The sequence below is a fragment of the Winslowiella iniecta genome (genome assembly GCF_001267535.1).
Taxonomy (GTDB): Bacteria; Pseudomonadota; Gammaproteobacteria; order Enterobacterales; family Enterobacteriaceae; genus Erwinia; species Erwinia iniecta.
Genome location: NZ_JRXE01000002.1, coordinates 188,194 through 209,670, shown reverse-complemented (window position 1 = coordinate 209,670; position 21,477 = coordinate 188,194). Strand labels below are relative to the sequence as shown.

Below are 21,477 nucleotides of genomic sequence, written 5' to 3'. Positions count from 1 at the left end.
GATGGAACGGCCAGTTACTGAAAATCAGCATGCTGAGCGCTATTTCAATCACGCCAAAGATAATTTCCCGCCGCCACTTCGTCCCACGCACAACCAGCGAAGAGGCAATGCGGAAGATTCCATCGCCGAGGAACGCCGCGCCAAACAGCACTGAGGCAAGGAAATTATTATCCCATGGCAGATCAAACACCAGAAAAGCAATAAAGATAAATCCCAGACCTTTCCAGATACCCGGCCAGTAGATGCGCAGACCGACAATCATTGCGGCCACTATTTCTACCAGTCCTTCCACGACCAACAGAATGGCCAGCGTATCCAGCGGCACCGACAGTCGTCCATCACTGGCGATATCGTACAGAATCGCCATGCCGAGCGCGATCCAGCACAAACCGAGAAATGCGAGAAATAACCAGCGGGATTTTAATTGATGAGCACCCACCAGTAAGAAAATTAATCTTATCAAGGGGCTTCTCCGGCAAGGAAGAGGATAGTTCCAAACTAGCAAGAAGACTGGAAGAGCACAAAGGATATGCGTTAATAATGTGCGTAAAATACAATATTAAAAAAAAATCAGGCCCGATGAGCCTGATTTTTTTATCGCATCAATCAACACGGCTACATGAGTGGTTGTGCCATCTGGACCAGATTGATCAGCGGTTGTGGATAGATACCTAACAACAGTACCAGAATCGCCGAAATCAGTACCACCACACCACCAGCGGTAAATGCCCAGTTGGCCGGGGTATCACGCTGCAGTGATTCTGGCGGGCTGAGGTACAGACTGACGGTAACACGCAGATAGTAGTACAGACCAATGGCACTACCCAGCACCACTGCCGCCGTCAGCCACCACAGGTGCGCATTCACGCCGACCGCAATCACGTAGAACTTACCGATAAAGCCCAGCGTCATCGGAATACCCGCCAGTGACAGCATCATTACCGTCATCACCGCCGACAGAATCGGACGATGCCAGAACAGACCACGATAAGAGTACAGTGAATCGGCATCCGGGCCACGATACGGGCTGGACATCAGGCTGACCACGCCGAACGCGCCCAGGCTGCTGAACAGATAACCGGCCAGATAAACACCGACGGTTTCCAGCGACAGCTGATGTGTCTGCACCGCAATCAGCGCCACCAGCAGATAGCCGAGGTGAGCGATTGAGGAGTAACCGAGCATACGCTTGATATTGCTCTGCGAGATAGCCATCAGGTTACCGAACAGCATCGAGGCAAAGGCAATCACGCCCAATACTGTTTTTACCGCTTCGCTGTCGGTTACCGGCGCATACAGGAACAGGCGCATCACCACACCAAAAATGGCGATCTTGCTGGCCGTTGCCAGGAAGGTGGAGACCGGTGCCGGTGCGCCCTGATAGACGTCTGGCGTCCACAGGTGGAACGGAACCAGCGACAGTTTAAAGCCGAGGCCGACAATCATCAGACCCAGACCGGCCAGCAGCAGCGGCTGATGCAGCATGTTATCGCTGAGGTTTTTGCCCAGCGCCACAAAGCTCAGGTTACCGGAATCGGCATACACCAGCGCCATGCCAAACAGCAGGAACGACGATGCCGCAGCGGAAAGGATCATGTACTTGATGGCGGCTTCCAGCGAGCGTTTCTGCCGGAAAGCATAACCAATCAGGCCAAACAGCGGCAGCGACAGCAGCTCAATACCGATAAACAGTGCAGCCAGATGGTTCGCACCGGCCAGTACCACGCCACCCAGTGCGGCAATCAGCACCAGCAGGTAGAACTCTTCACGGTTATCGGTATAGCCCTCCAGCCAGGGATAGGCAAAAGTACAGGTGGCGAGACTCGCCAGTATCACCAGCCCGGTATAGAACATGGCGTATCCGTCAACGCGCAGTAACGGCGTGACATCCATCGGGCCAGCCTGGCCAACAAAGAACAGTGACAGCAGAGCCAGGTTAAGACCGATTACCGTCAAGGTTGCGTTGACGAAGTGGTTGCGTCGCCACGCAATGGACAGCATCACAACCACCACCGTCAATCCGACGATCAACAGCGGTAGCAGCGCGATCAAATGTTGAGGAGTTATTGTCATGGCGAATTACGGCCTTGTAGTTGAAATTGAAGCGGTAAACCACTGCTGAATATTGCTCATCGCAGCATGTGAGGTGTCCAGAATCGGCTGTGGGTAAACCCCCAGCAGCACCAGCAGAACCACCAGCACCATAATCATCAGGAATTCGCGCGGTGACATGCCTTTCAGCGGCTTGTCGGATTTTGCCGGGCCGTAATAAGCCCGTTGCATCATGATTAACGAGTAGACCGAAGCAAACACCAGGCCGAAGGTCGCGATAACGATAATCACCGGCACAACCTGGAAGCTGCCGACCAGAATCATAAATTCACCGACGAAATTACCGGTGCCTGGCATACCAAGGTTTGCCACGGCGAAAAACAGTGACAGACCCGGTAACCATTTAATGCGCGACCATAAACCGCCCATCTGACGCATATCACGGGTATGCAGACGCTCATACAGCTGACCGCACAGGATAAACAGTGCTGCCGCAGAGAGACCGTGAGCAATCATCTGAATCACCGCGCCCTGGTAAGCCAGCTGGCTGCCGGTATAGATGGCAATCAGCACAAAGCCCATATGGGATACTGAGGTGTATGCAATCAGACGTTTGATATCGGTCTGCGAGAACGCCATCCACGCGCCGTAGAAGATACCAATAATACCCAGCCACATGGCAATCGGTGCGAACTCAGCGGACGCATTCGGAAACAGCGGCAGGCTGAAACGAAGCAGGCCATAAGCGGCGGTCTTCAACAGGATGCCTGCAAGGTCGACCGAACCGGCGGTCGGTGCCTGGCTATGCGCATCCGGCAACCAGCCGTGCAACGGCACCACCGGCATTTTTACCGCAAAGGCGATAAAGAAGCCGAGCATCAGCAGGTATTCCACTCCGTGTGACATTGGCGTCTTCAGCAGCAGTTCATAGTTGAACGTCCAGACACCGGTGGCATTGTAGTGAACAAATACCAGGCCAAGAATCGCAATCAGCATCACCAGACCACTTGCCTGGGTATAGATGAAGAACTTGGTGGCCGCGGTAATACGGGTTTTACCGTCGGAGGCTTTATGACCCCAGAGCGCGATGAGGAAGTACATCGGCACCAGCATCATTTCCCAGAAGAAGAAGAACAGGAACAGGTCGATGGCAAGGAACACGCCGATCACGCCGCCCAGAATCCACATCAGGTTAAGGTAGAAGAAGCCCTGATTGTTCTCAATCTCTTTCCACGAACAGAGTACCGCCATCAACCCCAGCAGGCCGGTCAGCACTACCATCAGCAGCGACAGACCGTCGAGTGCCAGATGGAAACTGATGCCGAAACGTGGGATCCACGAGGCGGAGAATTCAGATTGCCACTGCGGCAAACCTGCTGCCTGAGTCAGCGCATAGTTACCCTGCATCCAGAGATGCAGCGACAGCACCAGCGTTAACCCCATGGTGATCAGCGCGATCCAGCGCGGCACTCTTACGCCAAAGCGTTCGCACTGCCAGCACAGCAAGCCACCGACGAAGGGTATAAATATAAGCCAAGGCAATAACATGGCGAGTCTTTCCCTTTCTTGGCCCCGTTTGGGCTATCTTGCTTGTCATTTTGTCCGTCGGCAGTGCTCGCAATCCTCACGTACTTTAGTACGCTCCGGTTGCTCCGCGCTGGCGGCGAACAAACTGACTGCGCCGATAACGCCCATTTATACGGGGTATATTTTCAATATTCTTCTTGTTGGGGTGGCGATTCTGCCCCACCCCGCTCACTAATCTTAAATCACCAGCATCAGCGCCAGTACCACCACGGCACCGACACTCATTGAAGCGATATACCAGCGCAGATAGCCGTTTTCGCTGACCACCAGCCCTTTGTTCGCGAAGCGCGACAGGATAGCCGGGATGTTCATCAGACCATTCAGCGGATCGCGTTGCAGCAGCCACGCGATGCCGAGATACGGTTTAACAAACACTTTGTCGTATAGCCAGTCGAAGCCCCACGCGGCAAACCACCAGGTGCTGAAGAAGCGGCCAATGGCGCTATTGGCAATATTGGTCACCAGGGTGCGCTTGCCCAGCCACAGTGCGGCAGCCAGCAGAATACCGACGATAGCCACCACGCCCGAGGTGATTTCCAGCGTCAGTACGCTGCCATGTGCCAGCTCAGTGGTTTCAGGCAGTACGCCCTGTAACGGTGGAACAATCATTGCGCCGATAAAGGTTGAGAGAATCAGCAGAACAATCAGCGGCAGATGGTGAGTAATGCCTTTACCTGCATGCGCATGAATCTTCTCTTCACCGTGGAAGGCGATAAAGATCATGCGGAAGGTATACAGCGAGGTCATAAATGCCCCCACCAGGCCCGCCACCATCAGATTAAGATGCCCGTTCGCCAGCGCACCGGCGAGGATCTCGTCCTTACTGAAGAAGCCCGCGGTGATCAGCGGCAGTGCTGACAGCGCCGCGCCGCCCACCAGGAAGCAGACATACACCAGCGGAATGCTCTTACGCAGGCCACCCATTTTGAAAATGTTCTGCTCGTGATGGCAGGCAAGGATCACCGAACCGGAAGAGAGGAACAGTAACGCTTTAAAGAAGGCGTGCGTCATCAGATGGAAAATCGCCGCGTCCCAGGCTTGCACGCCGAGCGCGAGGAACATATAACCAATCTGACTCATCGTCGAATAAGCCAGCACGCGTTTGATATCGGTCTGCACCAGCGCGGCAAAGCCAGCCAGCACCAGGGTAATCGCCCCGATAATCCCCACCAGATGCAGCACTTCTGGCGTCAGCAGGAACAGGCCATGGGTACGGGCGATCAGATAGACACCCGCCGTTACCATGGTTGCCGCGTGGATCAGTGCGGAAACCGGCGTCGGGCCTGCCATCGCATCGGCCAGCCAGGTCTGTAACGGCAGCTGAGCAGATTTACCTACCGCGCCACCCAACAGCATCAGCGTCGCCCACTGCAACATGTGGTTGTCAGCAGCGAAGTGAGCCGGTGCCAGCTCAACCATTTCGCGGAAGTTCAGCGTGCCCAGCTCGTTGTAGAGAATAAACAACGCAAACGCCAGGAACACGTCACCGACGCGGGTGATGATAAAGGCTTTCATCGCCGCCGCGCCGTTGTCCGGGTTGCTGTAGTAGAAACCGATCAGCAGATAGGAACAGAGACCCACCCCTTCCCAGCCGAGATACATCAGCATCAGGTTATCGGCCAGAACCAGAACCACCATGCTGGCGATAAACAGGTTGGTATAGGCGAAGAAGCGCGAGTAGCCCTCTTCCTTACGCATATACCAGGAGGCAAACATATGAATGAAGAAACCCACCCCGGTGACGACCGACAGCATGGTCAGCGACAGGCCGTCCAGCGTCAGATTGACACCAATATTGAAGTCACCGACATTCATCCAGGTCCAGAGTGGCTGGTTGAAAACCTGCTGACCCTGATTAAAGAAGTCCACCCCGGCGTAAAGCGTTACCAACGCTGACAGGCCAACCGAACCCATACCGATGGTCGCGGAAGTGTTCTCAGACCAGCGACCACGGGAAAATGCCAGCAGCAAAAAGCCGATCAGCGGAAACAGAATAGTTAAATAGAGAAGGTTCATCCGCGCATCTCGCTCACTGTGTCAATGTTCAGAGTCTGACGACGACGATAGAGCTGAAGCAGCAGCGCCAGGCCAATGCTGGCTTCGGCAGCCGCAAGGCTGATAGCCAGAATATACATCACCTGACCGTCGGCTTGTCCCCAATAGCTTCCCGCCACCACGAACGCCAGTGCCGCAGCGTTAATCATGATTTCGAGGCCAATTAACATAAACAACAGATTGCGACGCATCACCAGCCCGGTCAGTCCGAGAACGAACAGAATCGCCGCCAGGATAAGCCCATGTTGCAGAGGGATCATGCGTGTTCCTCCTTTTTACTTTTCGCTGCATCGCCTGGACGGTTGCTCAGCACCTCGCCCTGACGATCTTCACGTCCGATGTGGAATGCTACCACCAGACCCGCCAACAACAGCATCGAAGCCAGCTCAACTGCCAGAACGTAAGGACCGAACAGGCTAATTCCGACCGCTTTCGCGTCGATAATCGTACCGTCAATGCCCTGGTCGTTAACCGTGGAAATGGCGTAAATCAGCACCGCCAGCAGAACCAGCGCCACCACACCCGGACCAATCCATAATGAAGGCTGCAACCATTGACGCTCCTGCTCCTGCACCGCTTTGCCGAGGTTCAGCATCATCACCACAAACACAAACAGCACCATAATGGCACCGGCGTAAACGATGATTTCCAGCGCGCCGGCAAAATAGGCACCCATGGAGAAGAACACCCCCGCAATCGCCAGCAGTGAGATAATCAGATACAGCAACGCATGCACCGGATTAGTGTGGGTAATGACGCGCAACGTCGTCAGTACCGCCACCAGTCCGCAAAAATAAAATGCAAATTCCATGTCTGGCTCCTTAAGGTAACAAGCCTTTGACGTCGATAGGTTTAGCTTCGTTTTCAGCGTCGCCCTTGTCTTTCCCGTCGATCGCCATACCCGCCATACGATAGAAGTTGTACTCAGGATATTTACCCGGTCCTGAAATCAACAGATCTTCTTTTTCGTACACCAGATCCTGACGCTTAAACTCACCCAGTTCGAAATCCGGCGTCAGCTGGATCGCGGTAGTCGGGCAGGCTTCTTCACACAGACCACAGAAAATGCAGCGCGAGAAGTTGATGCGGAAGAACTCCGGATACCAGCGGCCATCCTGATGCTCGGCTTTTTGCAGCGAAATACAGCCGACTGGGCAAGCGACCGCACACAGGTTACAGGCCACGCAGCGCTCTTCGCCGTCCGGATCGCGCGTCAGCACGATGCGGCCACGATAACGTGGCGGCAGGTAAACCGGCTCTTCCGGGTACATCATGGTTTCGCGTTTGGCGAAAGCATTCATCCCAATCAGCCAGATACTACGAACCGTAGTACCAAAACCAACGACAATATCTTTTAATGTCATGTTCTTAACCTCTTACTGCGCCGTGTACAAAATCACTGCGGCAGTCGCCAGCAGGTTCAACAACGTCAACGGCAGACACACTTTCCAGCCGAAAGACATCACCTGGTCATAGCGCGGACGCGGCAACGCAGCACGAATCAGAATGAACATCATCATGAAAAATGCCGTCTTGATGGCAAACCAGAAAATCGGTGGCAACCATGGACCGTGCCAGCCGCCGAAAAACAGCGTGACGATCAGTGAGGAAACGGTCACGATCCCGATATATTCACCGACAAAGAACAGACCGAACTTCATCCCGGCGTATTCAATATGGTAACCATCGGCCAGTTCCTGCTCAGCTTCCGGCTGGTCAAACGGATGACGGTGACACACCGCCACGCCAGCAATACAGAAGGTGATAAAGCCGAGGAACTGCGGGATCACATTCCACAGATGCGTCTGGCTGTTAACAATCTCGACCATATTGAACGAGCCAGCCTGCGCCACCACGCCCATCAGCGACAGGCCAAGGAACACTTCATAGCTCAGGGTCTGGGCAGAAGCACGCATCGCACCTAACAGCGAGTATTTGTTATTACTCGCCCAGCCAGCGAACAGCACCGCGTATACCGCGAGGCCCGCCATCATCAGGAAGAACAGCAGACCGATATTCAGGTCCGCGCCCATCCAGGTGGAGGTCACTGGCACAATCGCCATCGCCAGCAGCAGCGAGGTAAAGGCGATCATCGGCGCAAGCGTAAAGATCACGCGGTCGGTAAACGGTGGGATCCAGTCCTCTTTAAAGAACATTTTGATCATATCCGCCACCAGCTGTAGCGAGCCGCCCCAGCCGACACGGTTAGGTCCGTAACGGTTCTGGAACAGACCCAGCAGGCGACGTTCGCCGAAGCTCATAAATGCGCCACAGCCGACCACGACAAAGAGGATCACCAGCGCTTTGCCGACGGCGATCAGCACGTCAATCAATTCCGGAGTGAGCCAGCTCATTGCACAGCCTCCCGCAGATCGTCAATATTCGCACCGGAAAGGTATGGCGGAATGCCCGGTAAACCGATCGGCAATCCAACCTGCCCTGCCTGTAGCGCGTCGGAGAACTGTACTGGCAGACGCAGTGTCTGACCGGCATAGCTGAACTCAACGGCAGTCCCGTTATTGACGCCCAGACGTGCGGCATCGGTCGGGTTAACCATCACATACGGCTGCGGCATACGCGTCTGAATCACCGGCGCACGCTGGGTCATCTCTTCACTGCCGAACAGGTGATAGTAAGGCGCGACGCGCCACTGATTTTCGCTACCGCTAAAGGCGGCAGGTACGCTGTCAAACCACGGCAACTGACCTTCGCTGGCCTCAAACAGACGCACGCCCGGATCGCCGTGACGCAGGTGACCGCCCACTTCAGCCTGGAACTTGTTCCACGCCTGCGGTGAGTTCCAGCCTGGCGCCCAGGCAAATGGAATCTGCTGACGATCGGCCAACGGGCTGTTGTTCCCTTCCATTGAGAAGGCGAACATGGTGTCTCTATCTTGCGGCTGACGCGGCTCGTGCACGCTGATATTGGCGCGCATGGCGGTACGGCCACTGTAGCGATGCGGAGAACGCGCCAGTTTCTGACCGCGAATACGGAAGCTGGCATCCGGTGCCGCATCCTTGATCGCTGCCAGCTGTGGCAGTGCCTGAACCGCCGCATCAATGACATCATCAAGCTGGGTCCAGTCAACGTGACGGCTCTCAACGGTGCTGTGCAGCGAGTGCAGCCAGCGCCAGCTTTCCAGCATCTCGACCGTGTTGTCGTAGTAAGCCGGGTCATAAACCTGGAAGAAGCGCTGTGCGCGGCCTTCCTGGTTCACCACCGTGCCATCACTTTCCGCGAAGCTGGCAGTGGAGAGGATCAGTCCGGCTTTGTCCATGGTGGCGGTGCGCTGGTGATCGATAACAATCACATTTGGCGTATTGCTTAACGCGGCATCAACCTGCGCGGCTGGCGCCTGGCGATACAGATCGTTCTCCAGAATCACCACTGCATCGGCACTACCGTTGGCCAGCTCGTCCAGCGCGCTGTCCAGCGTGTTGCCGCCGATCATGCCAAGACCGATGCTGTTGGCGGCGGAAGCCAGCAGGGTAATGCCGACATCGGCACCACGGCCTTTCAGCGCTTTGGCCACGTTTGCCGCCGCTTCAATCATCTGCTGGCTACCGGAATGGGTGCCGGAGATGATCAGCGGTTTTCTCGCGCCCGCTAACGCCTGCACGATCACATCAATTTTGCCTGCCAGGCTGCGTTCAATCCCCTCAACCGCAGGTGCGCTGTTATCCAGCGCATGGGCAATGGCGAAGCCAAGGCGCGCCTGATCTTCAACCGGGGCGCGATAGCTCCATGCGGCGATATCATCCATACGGGTGGCATCGACGTTGGTCATAAACAGCGGGTGTTTGGCGTTCTGACCGATATTCAGGATCGCCGCAATCTGCCAGTCAGCCACTTTTTGTGCTGCTGCCATTTCGCGTGATTTACCTTTTACCGCCTGACGCACCGATAACGCCACGCGTGCACCGGTCTGGGTCAAATCTTCACCCAATATCAGTACCGCATCGTAGCTTTCAATTTCGCGCAGTGCCGGAGTATGAATGCCGCCTTCGCGCAGCACTTTCAGCATCAGTTCCAGGCGCGCCTGCTCTGCTGCCGGAATGCCGGTGGAGAAATTCTCTGCGCCGACCAGCGCACGCAGCGCAAAGTTGCTCTCGATGCTGGCGCGTGGTGAACCAATACCGATCACTTTTTTCGCCTGACGCAATACGTCGGCAGCACCCTGCATCGCCTGGTCCGCATTCAGCGCAATCCAGTCATCGCCGCGACGCTGCATCGGGTGGCGTGGACGATCTTTCAGGTTAACGTAGCCATAACCAAAACGACCACGGTCGCAGAGGAAGTAGTGGTTAACGCTGCCGTTATAGCGGTTTTCAATACGACGCAATTCGCCGTAGCGCTCGCCAGGGCTGGTGTTACAGCCGATGCTGCACTGCTGGCAGATGCTTGGCGCGAACTGCATATCCCACTTACGGTTATAACGCTCGGAGTGGGTTTTGTCGGTGAAGACGCCGGTTGGACAAATTTCTACCAGATTACCGGAAAATTCGCTTTCCAGCGTGCCATCTTCCGGACGACCAAAGTAGACGTTGTCGTGCGCGCCATACACCCCGAGATCGGTGCCGTCAGCATAATCTTTGTAGTAACGCACGCAGCGGTAACAGGCGATACAGCGGTTCATTTCATGAGAAATAAACGGCCCGAGATCCTGGTTACGGTGGGTACGTTTGGTGAAACGATAGCGGCGGAAGCTATGACCGGTCATCACCGTCATATCCTGAAGGTGGCAGTTACCGCCCTCTTCACACACCGGACAGTCGTGCGGGTGGTTAGTCATTAACCACTCGACCACGCTCTCACGGAACTCTTTCGCTTCGCCGTCATCAATTGAGATAAAGGTGCCGTCTGACGCTGGCGTCATGCAGGACATGACCAGGCGACCACGGGTATCTTCGGCATTTTGGTATTGCTTCACCGCACACTGGCGGCAAGCACCTACGCTGCCCAGCGCCGGGTGCCAGCAAAAATAAGGAATATCAAGGCCGAGGGACAGACATGCCTGAAGCAAGTTGTCTGCGCCATCGACATCATATTCTTTACCGTCTACATGAATTGTAGCCATAGTGAACATGCTTCCGTAAGGCTTGATCTCTCAAGCGTTAAACACAATTCTTCTAACCTGGCGGGCGACATCCATTCATGACGCCCCGGTTGTACGCCGTTTTTACCAACGCGCTTTTAACAGGTTTGGCTGAATACCGCTGATTGCACGCGCGTTACCAAAGACCTGTGGCGCGATGCCGGCTTCAAATTCTTCGCGGAAATATTTAATCGCGCTTTGCAGTGGCTCTACTGCACCTGGCGCATGGGCACAAAACGTTTTGCCCGGACCAAGCTGGCGACAAAGCTGCTCAAGCGTTTCGATATCGCCCGGCTGACCTTTGCCCTGCTCCAGCGCACGCAGGATTTTTACGCTCCACGGCAAACCATCGCGACATGGGGTACACCAGCCACAGGATTCTCGCGCGAAGAACTCTTCCAGGTTGCGTACCAGCGACACCATATTGATTTCGTGATCGACCGCCATCGCCAGCGCAGTACCCAAACGGCTGCCGGCTTTACCAATGCTGGCGAACTCCATCGGCAGATCGAGATGCTGATCGGTAAGGAAGTCAGTTCCGGCGCCGCCTGGCTGCCAGGCTTTGAATTTCAGGCCATCGCGCATGCCACCTGCGTAATCCTCAAGGATCTCGCGGGCTGTGGTGCCAAATGGCAGCTCCCAGACCCCTGGGTTTTTCACCCGCCCAGAGAAGCCCATCATTTTGGTCCCGGCATCGTCGCTGTTGGAAATGCCCTTGTACCACTCCACGCCATTCGCGAGGATGGCCGGCACGTTCGACAGGGTTTCGACGTTATTGACGCAGGTCGGCTTGCCCCATGCACCGGCAGAAGCCGGGAACGGTGGCTTGGAGCGCGGATTGGCGCGGCGACCTTCCAGCGAGTTAATCAGCGCGGTCTCTTCACCACAGATGTAGCGACCCGCACCGGTATGCACGATCAGTTCGAAATCAAAACCGCTGCCGAGGATGTTTTTGCCCAGCAGGCCCGCTTCGGTGGCTTCGGCAATCGCACGACGCAGATTCACCGCTGCCTCGATGTACTCACCGCGCAGGAAGATATAGCCACGGTACGCCTTCAGCGCAAAAGCACTGATCAGCATGCCTTCCACCAGCTGATGCGGCATCTGCTCCATCAGCAAGCGGTCTTTATAGGTGCCCGGCTCCATCTCATCGGCGTTACACAGCAGGTAACGGATGTTCATGCTTTCGTCTTTCGGCATCAGGCTCCACTTCAGACCGGTGGAGAAGCCCGCGCCGCCGCGCCCTTTCAGGCCGGAATCTTTTACCAGCGCCACAATCTCGTCTGGCGCCATGCCTTTCAGCGCTTTTTCCGCACCGGCATAGCCGTTTTTGCTGCGATATTCATCCAGCCATACCGGCTGTTTGTCTTCGCGCATCCGCCAGGTCAGTGGATGCATTTCGGCAGTACGAATGATCTGTTTCATTGATACTGCTCCAGTAAGTCAGCGATGGTTTCCGGCGTCAGATGCACATGGGTATCTTCGTCGACCATCATGGTTGGGCCTTTATCGCAGTTACCGAGGCAGCAGGTTGGCAGCAGGGTAAAGCGACCATCGGTGGTGGTCTGGCCCGGCTTGATATTCAGGTTCTGTTCCAGCGCCGCCTGAATTCCCTGATAACCGGTAATATGGCAAACCACGCTGTCGCAGTAGCGAATCACATGGCGGCCTACCGGCTGACGGAAGATCTGGCTGTAAAAGGTTGCGACACCTTCCACATCACTGGCCGGAATGCCCAGCACTTCAGAAATGGCATTGATCGCGCCATCCGGCACCCAGCCACGCTGTTTCTGCACGATCTTCAGCGCTTCAATGGAGGCTGCGCGTGCGTCTTCGTAATGATGTTTTTCATGCTCAATAGCGTCACGTTCTGTGGCACTCAGCACAAAGACCTCACTCACATCGATCGTTTCGATCGCAATTTTTTGATCGTGCATAATTAGCGGTCCACGTCTGACATAACAAAATCGATACTACCGAGGTAAACGATCAGATCGGATACCAGGCTGCCGCGGATCACTGACGGGATCTGTTGCAGGTGCGGGAAGCTTGGCGTACGCACGCGGGTGCGGTAGCTCATGGTGCTGCCATCGCTGGTCAGGTAGTAACTGTTAATCCCCTTCGTCGCCTCGATCATCTGGAAGGATTCGTTGGCAGGCATCACCGGCCCCCAGGAAACCTGCAGGAAGTGAGTGATCAGGGTTTCAATATGCTGCAGAGTGCGCTCTTTCGGTGGCGGCGTGGTCAGCGGATGATCGGCCTTGAACGGGCCTTCCGGCATATTGTTCAGGCACTGTTCCAGAATACGCAAACTCTGGCGCATCTCTTCCATCTTCAGCATCACACGGGTGTAAGCACAGCTGACACCGGCACCGATCGGCACTTCGAAATCGAAGTTTTCATAACCGGAGTACGGACGCCATTTACGCACATCAAAGTCGAGACCGGTGGCGCGCAGGCCAGCACCGGTAGTACCCCATGCCAGCGCTTCATCCATACCGTACGCAGAGACGCCTTTCGAACGACCAATCAGCACCGAGTTTTTCAGCGCGGTTTGCTCATAGGCTTTCAGACGTTTTGGCAGCCAGTCGAGGAATTCGCGCAGCAGACGATCCCAGCCTTTCGGCAGGTCGTGCGCCACGCCGCCAATGCGGAACCATGCCGGGTGCATACGGAAACCGGTGATGGCTTCCACCACATCATAAATTTTCTGGCGATCGGTAAAGGCAAAGAACACCGGAGACATGGCACCGACGTCCTGAATAAAAGTGGAGATGTACAGCAGATGGCTGTTGATACGGAACAGCTCTGATAGCATCACGCGAATCACATCCACGCGTTCTGGCACTTTAATCCCGGCCAGTTTTTCTACTGCCAGCACATACGGCATCTCGTTGACGCAGCCACCGAGATATTCGATACGGTCGGTATACGGAATGTAGCTATGCCAGGACTGGCGCTCGCCCATCTTTTCCGCACCACGGTGGTGGTAACCGATATCCGGCACGCAGTCGACGATCTCTTCACCATCCAGCTGCATAATGATGCGGAACGCACCGTGCGCCGACGGGTGGTTAGGACCGAGGTTGAGGAACATAAAGTCCTCATTGGTGGTGCTGCGCTTCATGCCCCAGTCTTCCGGCTTGAAGGTCAGCGCTTCCATCTCCAGATCTTCTTTCTGCTTTGTCAGCTCGAAAGGATCGAATTCGGTGGCGCGCGCCGGGTAGTCTTTACGCAGCGGATGCCCTTCCCAGGTCTGCGGCATCATAATGCGCGTCAGATGCGGGTGGCCCTGAATATTGATACCAAACATCTCCCAGGTTTCGCGCTCATACCAGTTGGCATTCGGAAACATTTTGGTGATGGTCGGCACATTCAGATCGTTTTCAGACAACGCCACCTTGAGCATGATATCGCGATTGCGTTCAATGGAGATGAAGTGGTAGAAAACGGAAAAATCCGCCGCCGGTAAACCGGCACGGTGGGTCCGCAGGCGCTCATCCATACCATGCAGGTCATACAGCATAACGTAGGGCTTCGGCAGCTTGCGCAGAAACTCAATAATTTCCAGTAACTGCTCACGTTTTACCCACACCACCGGCACGCCGGTACGGGTAGGCTGCACGGTAAAGGCATCCGGCCCAAAACGATTACGCAGCTCGCCGATCACCGGGTCATCCTGGTGATCACGGGTTTGCCATGCTGGCTGAGCGAGATCTTGCGTGGTTAAATCTGTCATAAGGTTGTTCACCATTCTGGCCTGTCAGACAGGCACTCAGTGTTGGCGTCAGGTGGGTCAGCGCACGTTACATTGTGATTTTCTTACGCGCTGGTGTTGACCACATCCATAAACTGCTGGCTTAAATTTCGTCAGGGGTACGCAGATTCGTCACTGCAATACGCTCGGCCTGTTTTCTCTCGCGCTCGGACTGCATATTGGCGCGATAAACACCCTGATCGCCTACCACCCAGGACAACGGGCGGCGCTCTTTACCGATTGACTCCTGCAACAGCAACAGCGCTTGCATATACGCTTCCGGGCGCGGCGGGCAGCCAGGAATATACACATCGACCGGCAGAAACTTATCCACGCCCTGCACTACGGAGTAAATGTCGTACATGCCACCGGAGTTGGCACAGGCCCCCATCGAAATCACCCACTTCGGTTCCAGCATCTGGTCATAAAGACGCTGCACCACCGGAGCCATTTTGGTGAAACAGGTGCCGGCAACCACCATAAAGTCAGCCTGACGCGGCGAAGCACGGATAACTTCTGAACCGAAACGCGCAACGTCGTGAACCGCAGTAAACGAAGTGGTCATCTCGACATAACAACAGGAAAGACCGAAGTTAAACGGCCAGAGGGAGTTCTTACGGCCCCAGTTCACCATATCGTGCAGGGCATTCTCTAACTTGCCCATATAGATATTCTGATGAACGTGCTTCTCCAGGGGATCGGTCACGATTTCCTGTTTCTGCAGGGGATAACGGTCGTTCTCACCGTTCGGGTCTATGCGGGTGAGCGTATAGTCCATCTTAATGCCTCGCTGTTACTGCGTATGACGGTTGGTGTGACTGACCGTGGTGGTTTTGACTACGACACGACGACGTGCTGGAGCCCAGTCCAGTGCGCCGATGCGCGCCAGATAAACCAGCCCGGCCAACAGTACCAAAATGAAAATTGCGGCTTCGACAAAGCCTACCCAGCCGCTTTCGCGAATTGCAGTAGACCATGCGTATAAATAGAGGGCTTCAACGTCGAATATGACGAAGAACATCGCCACCAGATAGAATTTGGCGGAGAGACGCATCTGCGTCGTGCCAACGGCTTCGATACCAGACTCAAAAGGTGTGTTTTTATGTCTTCCGTGGGCTTTTCCGCCCAAAAACCACGCGCCAGCTAACATCAGGCAACAGAGGCCCACGGCGACGATCAGGAAAACAGCGAATGCCCAGTTATGAGCGATGACTTCTGTGGTTGTTGACATACTCTCTGCTTACTCATCAAAAGTGGTGATTAGCGTCCTGCTCTCTTAACGGCAGTTAACACACCACATCGATTCAAGGGAAGGATGAAAAACCTTATAAACTTTGCTGTCTTTAATGATTAAGCAGCAATTTTATGGGGTTTTTTACTCCTTTCTATAACCTTTTGTCAACTTTGACAAAAGTATCCACACGTTATTTTACACCCGCAGCATTTTATTAACATATGATGCGCAGATAATAAGCTAAATCGTGTCAGTCTAACGCTGTAAATAGAGTGTAGCGGGTAATGTGTTGCATGGATCGTGCATTTAACAATCGTATTTTGACAGGAATCAGTCGGTTTTCCTGCCCCTTATTGGGGTTATTTTTTTGATCCAGGACACACTTTTGCCCTTTATGATAAAAAAAAGACCAATATTTAATACAATCACTAACGGCAAGTAATCAATGAAGGGATAGTTACATCGGGTGATATTTGCAAACGAAGAGATTTAAGCAAAAAGCGTGAATCAATTAATTAACTAACATAAAAAAGCCAAAAAAAAGCCAGATAAAGCCTACAAAAAAGCCCCTCGATGAAATAAATCATCGAAGGGCTTATTTTAACCGGTTAATGTATCGAAAACGCTGTTTTAATGAGAACAGGTATCGTTTCGATTAACAGATTTTACTCTTCGTCATCCAGCAGCACACCACTCTCCTGACCGACAGCGGCCAGCGTGTAAGGATCGCTGCTGGACTCCATGGCATTAAAGATCGCCAGTGCCAGTTCGTTTTCACTTTCAGGATTACGGCACAGCAGATACTGCGTATCCGGCAGTGCTGGCAGCCCTTCAGCCGCGCCCATCACCCGCAGTTCCGGGCTCATCATCTCGACCGGACGTGCAGTCACACCCAGACCGGCTTTCACCGCAGCGCGCACCGCCGCCAGTGTGGAGGCGACGTAGGAGATGCGCCATGGGATACCGGCTTCGTTAAGATGATCAATCGCCATATCACGGTACGGACTCGGCTCATCCAGCAGCACCAGTGGAATCGCTTCACCGCGCTGGAAGATATAGTCAGCCGCGCAATACCACAGCGTCGGTGATGTACGCAGTACCTGGTGAGTAAAGCTTCCCGGGCTGGAAGTGGTGACAACCAAATCCACTTCGCCCTGGCTCAGCATATCCATCATGTACGGGTTGCGCTTCACACGCACGTCAATCGCCAGTTTTGGATAAACCGAGGTGACCCGGTTAAGCAGGTAAGGCAGGATGGTATCAGAGGTATCGTCGGACGCACCGATGGTGAGCACCCCCTGAATATTGCTGTACATCAGCGAGGTACAAGCCTCGTCATTGAAGCGCAGTATCTTTCTGGCGTAACCCAGCAATTGAATGCCGTGTTCGGTCAGCAACTTGTTGCGTCCATGTCGGGCAAACAACTCTTTGCCCACCAATTGCTCCAGACGCTGCATCTGCTGGCTTACTGCTGATTGCGTTCTGCATACTGCTGCAGCCGCGGCCGCAAAAGTATTCAGGTCGGCAACCGCAACAAACGTCCTCAGCAGATCGAGGTCGAGGTTGAGAATCGGACGATTTGCATTAGTCATGTTTTTCTTCACTTATTAGATTTTTTACAAACAGCTACCCTGGTGTTACTACATGCTTTATCGATCAAATAAAGCGGTGACAAAACGTCATGGCGAGAGTGCTAAACAGTGATGTCTCTCAACTCATTAGTTTGTCGGCGAACGTCTGAACTCCTTTTCACGATACCGGTCCTGTCGATCTCTCACGATCAGGGACACAGATGAATAGTATCTTGCGTCTGATACATTGTTAATGCACCTGGCATTAACCCATAAGTTGTAGGAAGCTGCGCCGTAGTCGTTAATTGACGCTGCAGCCACTAAAAAGCAAATGACTGCCCGTGTACTGGTCAAAATTACAAACCCAAAATCGACGATCCATCACGTTGCTCATGCAACGCAAAATAGTAAATAATACTTAATATTTATTGCGCTAAAACGGTAGATTTTATCGCCGGAATCATCTGCTTTTTTGCAGCAAACTCCCTTGATTGTTATCCTGGCATACTGCCGATTATATTTTAAGCCCCAATCTTCTAATTCTTATCAGTAAAGCAGGATTTTATCAATCAGCACCCATTTTCTCTGACCTCAGACGAGAAAAAAAGTTGTCTCAGAAGCGATCTAAAAGGCCACTTTGTTGTTGATGCGAATTAACCTCATCACCCGTCTCACGGATAATCTGGTCACACCAGCGCTAAAAACCCTAAATTTAATTAGAAACTTTTGACTATTTAGTTAATCATCTATTTATTATTCTCTATCAAAAGCGCTGTTTTCCAGCCGCCGGACTGCCGCGATGGCTGGATTATCCACTTTACAGCGCAGCAGACACACCAGAATTATATGCTCCCCTGGATACTATTTTTAGATCATTGCACCAAAAATTGCGACAGGCACCCTGTTGCGTGCCATGGTGATAGCAAAAGGCTCGCTATCGCGCCAAAACCTGATGCAGCGCTTCAAAAGCGCGGAGCAGAGGAGTAAATTGTGCAGGGTTATTTTCCACGGCAGGAACGCGGCTCTGCCAGTTAAGGCGATGTAGATGAATTTTCAAATTGATAAATCAGGTAAACTGGACAACGTCTGCTACGACATTCGTGGCCCGGTGTTAAAAGAAGCAAAACGCCTCGAAGAAGAAGGCAATAAAGTCCTTAAACTCAATATCGGTAACCCGGCCCCCTTCGGCTTTGAAGCGCCCGATGAAATCCTGGTCGATGTGATTCGTAACCTGCCAGGCGCTCAGGGCTATTGCGATTCAAAAGGTCTCTACTCCGCCCGTAAAGCCATTATGCAGCACTATCAGGCGCGCGGTATGCGTGATGTCACCGTTGAAGATATCTATATCGGTAACGGCGTTTCTGAGTTGATTGTGCAGTCGATGCAGGCGCTGCTGAACAGTGGCGATGAAATGCTGGTTCCCGCGCCCGACTACCCGTTGTGGACCGCGGCGGTTTCCCTCTCCAGCGGCAAAGCGGTGCACTATTTATGCGATGAGTCTTCCGACTGGTTCCCGGATCTCGATGATATTCGCAGCAAAATCACCCCGCGCACCCGCGGTATTGTGATTATCAACCCCAATAACCCGACCGGTGCGGTTTACAGCAAAGAGTTGCTGATGGAAGTGGTCGAGCTGGCGCGCCAGCATAACCTGATCATCTTCGCCGATGAGATCTACGACAAGATCCTTTATGATGCCGCGCAGCACCACTCGATTGCCGCAATGGCACCGGATCTGTTAACCGTTACCTTTAATGGTCTGTCGAAAACCTACCGCGTTGCCGGTTTCCGTCAGGGCTGGATGGTGCTGAACGGCCCGAAAAAGCATGCGAAAGGCTATATTGAGGGTCTGGAGATGCTGGCATCGATGCGTCTGTGCGCTAACGTACCGGCGCAGCACGCGATCCAGACCGCACTGGGTGGCTATCAGAGTATCAGTGAATTTATCGTGCCGGGTGGTCGCCTGTATGAACAGCGCCAGCGTGCCTGGGAACTGATTAATGAAATCCCTGGCGTCAGTTGTGTGAAACCACAGGGTGCGCTGTATATGTTCCCGCGCATTGATCCTAAACGCTTTAATATTCATGACGACCAGAAAATGGTGCTCGATTTCCTGCTACAGGAAAAAGTGCTGCTGGTACAGGGAACCGCATTTAACTGGCCATGGCCGGACCACGTGCGTATCGTCACCCTGCCACGCGTCGATGAACTGGAAATGGCGGTTAACAAGTTTGGCCGTTTCCTTGAAGGTTACCAACAGTAAACCGAACCCGTAAGGGCGGCGTTCTCGCCGCCCGTGCCGAGGGTTAGTACTCTGCATACCCTCAGGACGGGAGCCGGAAACGGCTCCCCTACGATATTCCAGAAACCCTGATGATTATTCTTTAAACGATCAGCATCAGGCGTTCTCGCTGCAAAACAGGACAGATTGCTATGAACCAAAGCCATTTCTTCGCTCATCTTTCCCGTCTGAAACTGATCAACCGCTGGCCGCTGATGCGTAATGTGCGCACCGAAAATGTTTCTGAGCACAGTCTGCAAGTAGCAATGGTGGCGCACGCGCTGGCATTAATCAAAAATCAGAAGTTTTCCGGTCAGCTGAATGCTGAACGCATCGCCATGCTGGCGTTGTATCACGATGCCAGCGAAGTACTGACCGGCGACCTGCCGACACCGGTGAAATATTACAATGCACAGATCGCCCATGAATATAAGCAGATCGAGAAGATCGCTCAGCAAAAGCTGATCGACATGCTGCCGGACGATTTGCAGGAGGCTTTCCGCCCGCTGCTGGATGAACACCTACACACCGCCGAAGAGAGCGCGGTAGTAAAGCAGGCTGATGCGCTGTGCGCTTATCTCAAATGTCTGGAAGAGTTGTCGGCAGGCAACAATGAATTTCGTCAGGCAAAAACCCGGCTGGAAAAAACGCTGAACGACAGGCGCAGCCCGGAAATGGATTATTTTATTGAGGTCTTTGTCCCGAGCTTTAATCTGTCGCTGGATGAGATCAGTCAGGATACGCCGCTGTAATTCGCAACCATGCCGACACAGCCAGTCAGTGCCGAAGCTGATTCAACTCTTCTTCCGTCAGGCCCGTTATTTTGCTGACGCTGACTAATTCCAGCCCCTCAGCAAGCATTTTAGCGGCAACTTCCTTGATTCCCTCTTGCCGCCCTTTCCGAAGTCCTTTCTGAAGTCCTTTCTGCTCAAGCTGCTCTGCTAACGTCATTATCAGCCCCTCATGGTGATGCGTGCTCCGTGCGAGTGCACGCATAAATGATTCTGGATCTGCCGTTTCACCCACCTGCAACAGGTAATTCATCACTGCAGCGACCAGCATATCGGTAGTGTATTCGCTGTCAATCAGCATTGCCAGCGGTTCCAGAAACAGCATCAGATCGCGCTGGCGAATATTTTTTTGCAGAAACTCCAGCAGCGCAATTCTCCTGTGGGTCAGGATCTCACTGTCCGGAATTACCGTCACATCCACTAACGGGAAATCGCCGCCGTAAACGCGGGCGGCCAGATCCGGATCGCTGAATGCCCTCAGCCAGTTCATCGGATGGGGATAAGGACTGGTTGTACCATGATAGAAAAGAATGGGGATCACTACAGGTAAACAATCGTGACCCGCATTGAGATGACGCTGCATCGCTGCGATAGCGTAACGCATCAGGCGGAAGGTCATATTTTTGTCAGGTGAACTTTGATGCTCAATCAGGCAGTGAATATAGCCTTCGCCACTCACCGTTTTCAGCGAATACAAAACGTCCGAGTAAAACGCCCGCAAATCCTCTTCAACAAAACTGCAAGATTCAAGATGCAGAGAATCCAAATCGCAATATTTCAGCAGTGCCGGCGGCATATGAATTTGCAGGAAATCCCTTGCGGCCTCTGGATAGGTCAGGAATTGTTTAAACAGCGCATCATGCGGCGTGGAGGTGGTACCCATTCCGTGGCTCCTGGCATCAAGATTGATATTAAGGAAATTTATCACAGATGGGCGGTGATTAAAATATAACCTGCCGCACTGAGGGGCAACGCCTGTTGCCGTCAGGCAGTCAGGGTGCGCCGACGTACAGCTGGTTGCGGTTATCAGCGGGAGCGTATCCTGCGACACTCC

General features: G+C 53.6%; 17 protein-coding genes and 1 pseudogene. 2 read left to right on the top strand and 16 right to left on the bottom strand.

Annotated elements, in window-relative coordinates:
• From NG42_RS23250 to lrhA, 15 genes and pseudogenes are all read right to left on the bottom strand, one after another.
• A pseudogene (locus NG42_RS23250) lies at positions 1 to 463 on the bottom strand (hypothetical protein); the annotation flags it as partial.
• Positions 464 to 615: 152 nt separating this feature from the next.
• Positions 616 to 2,073 (bottom strand): NADH-quinone oxidoreductase subunit NuoN, encoded by a 1,458-nt coding sequence (gene nuoN, locus NG42_RS02160; protein ID WP_052897313.1) that lies wholly within the window; start codon positions 2,071 to 2,073, stop codon positions 616 to 618.
• Positions 2,074 to 2,079: 6 nt separating this feature from the next.
• Positions 2,080 to 3,600: an NADH-quinone oxidoreductase subunit M gene (nuoM, locus tag NG42_RS02155; RefSeq protein ID WP_052897312.1), complete on the bottom strand. Its 1,521-nt coding sequence runs from the start codon at positions 3,598 to 3,600 to the stop codon at positions 2,080 to 2,082.
• A 216-nt stretch (positions 3,601 to 3,816) separates the two neighbouring features.
• Positions 3,817 to 5,655 carry an NADH-quinone oxidoreductase subunit L gene (gene nuoL, locus NG42_RS02150; protein WP_052897310.1) on the bottom strand — a complete coding sequence of 613 codons (1,839 nt, stop codon included), beginning with the start codon at positions 5,653 to 5,655 and terminating at the stop codon, positions 3,817 to 3,819.
• Complete coding sequence (gene nuoK, locus NG42_RS02145; RefSeq protein ID WP_052897308.1) at positions 5,652 to 5,954, bottom strand: NADH-quinone oxidoreductase subunit NuoK; 303 nt, start codon at positions 5,952 to 5,954, stop codon at positions 5,652 to 5,654. The genes nuoL and nuoK overlap by 4 nt, the downstream gene beginning before the upstream one ends.
• Positions 5,951 to 6,505 (bottom strand): NADH-quinone oxidoreductase subunit J, encoded by a 555-nt coding sequence (nuoJ, locus tag NG42_RS02140; RefSeq protein WP_052897306.1) that lies wholly within the window; start codon positions 6,503 to 6,505, stop codon positions 5,951 to 5,953. The genes nuoK and nuoJ overlap by 4 nt, the downstream gene beginning before the upstream one ends.
• Positions 6,506 to 6,515: 10 nt before the next feature.
• Positions 6,516 to 7,058 carry an NADH-quinone oxidoreductase subunit NuoI gene (gene nuoI / locus NG42_RS02135; RefSeq protein WP_052897304.1) on the bottom strand — a complete coding sequence of 181 codons (543 nt, stop codon included), beginning with the start codon at positions 7,056 to 7,058 and terminating at the stop codon, positions 6,516 to 6,518.
• A gap of 12 nt (positions 7,059 to 7,070) precedes the next feature.
• Positions 7,071 to 8,048 (bottom strand): NADH-quinone oxidoreductase subunit NuoH, encoded by a 978-nt coding sequence (nuoH, locus tag NG42_RS02130; protein WP_052897302.1) that lies wholly within the window; start codon positions 8,046 to 8,048, stop codon positions 7,071 to 7,073.
• Positions 8,045 to 10,771 carry an NADH-quinone oxidoreductase subunit NuoG gene (gene nuoG / locus NG42_RS02125; protein ID WP_052897300.1) on the bottom strand — a complete coding sequence of 909 codons (2,727 nt, stop codon included), beginning with the start codon at positions 10,769 to 10,771 and terminating at the stop codon, positions 8,045 to 8,047. Before nuoG ends, nuoH begins: the two co-directional genes overlap by 4 nt.
• 102 nt (positions 10,772 to 10,873) lie before the next feature.
• Complete coding sequence (gene nuoF / locus NG42_RS02120) at positions 10,874 to 12,214, bottom strand: NADH-quinone oxidoreductase subunit NuoF (RefSeq protein WP_052897298.1); 1,341 nt, start codon at positions 12,212 to 12,214, stop codon at positions 10,874 to 10,876.
• Entirely contained in the window at positions 12,211 to 12,726 is a 516-nt protein-coding gene (gene nuoE / locus NG42_RS02115) for an NADH-quinone oxidoreductase subunit NuoE (RefSeq protein WP_052897296.1), read from the bottom strand. The genes nuoF and nuoE overlap by 4 nt, the downstream gene beginning before the upstream one ends.
• A 2-nt stretch (positions 12,727 to 12,728) precedes the next feature.
• Positions 12,729 to 14,543, bottom strand: coding sequence for an NADH-quinone oxidoreductase subunit C/D (nuoC, locus tag NG42_RS02110; RefSeq protein ID WP_156322160.1), 1,815 nt, complete (start codon positions 14,541 to 14,543; stop codon positions 12,729 to 12,731).
• A 106-nt stretch (positions 14,544 to 14,649) separates the two neighbouring features.
• The gene (locus tag NG42_RS02105; RefSeq protein WP_052897294.1) at positions 14,650 to 15,324 is read right to left on the bottom strand and encodes a NuoB/complex I 20 kDa subunit family protein; all 675 of its coding nucleotides are present in this window, start codon (positions 15,322 to 15,324) and stop codon (positions 14,650 to 14,652) included.
• A gap of 15 nt (positions 15,325 to 15,339) precedes the next feature.
• Positions 15,340 to 15,777 (bottom strand): NADH-quinone oxidoreductase subunit A, encoded by a 438-nt coding sequence (locus tag NG42_RS02100; RefSeq protein WP_052897292.1) that lies wholly within the window; start codon positions 15,775 to 15,777, stop codon positions 15,340 to 15,342.
• 668 nt (positions 15,778 to 16,445) lie between these two features.
• The gene (gene lrhA / locus NG42_RS02095) at positions 16,446 to 17,372 is read right to left on the bottom strand and encodes a transcriptional regulator LrhA (RefSeq protein ID WP_052897290.1); all 927 of its coding nucleotides are present in this window, start codon (positions 17,370 to 17,372) and stop codon (positions 16,446 to 16,448) included.
• A 1,024-nt stretch (positions 17,373 to 18,396) separates the two neighbouring features.
• Between lrhA and NG42_RS02090 the strand changes: the two genes are divergently transcribed.
• Positions 18,397 to 19,614 (top strand): pyridoxal phosphate-dependent aminotransferase, encoded by a 1,218-nt coding sequence (locus tag NG42_RS02090; protein ID WP_052897288.1) that lies wholly within the window; start codon positions 18,397 to 18,399, stop codon positions 19,612 to 19,614.
• Between the two features lie 170 nt (positions 19,615 to 19,784).
• Positions 19,785 to 20,384 carry a 5'-deoxynucleotidase gene (gene yfbR, locus NG42_RS02085; RefSeq protein ID WP_052897286.1) on the top strand — a complete coding sequence of 200 codons (600 nt, stop codon included), beginning with the start codon at positions 19,785 to 19,787 and terminating at the stop codon, positions 20,382 to 20,384.
• Between the two features lie 25 nt (positions 20,385 to 20,409).
• Here the strand turns inward: yfbR and NG42_RS02080 are convergent, their stop codons facing one another.
• Complete coding sequence (locus NG42_RS02080; RefSeq protein ID WP_052897284.1) at positions 20,410 to 21,306, bottom strand: Rpn family recombination-promoting nuclease/putative transposase; 897 nt, start codon at positions 21,304 to 21,306, stop codon at positions 20,410 to 20,412.
• Positions 21,307 to 21,477 lie beyond the last annotated feature (171 nt).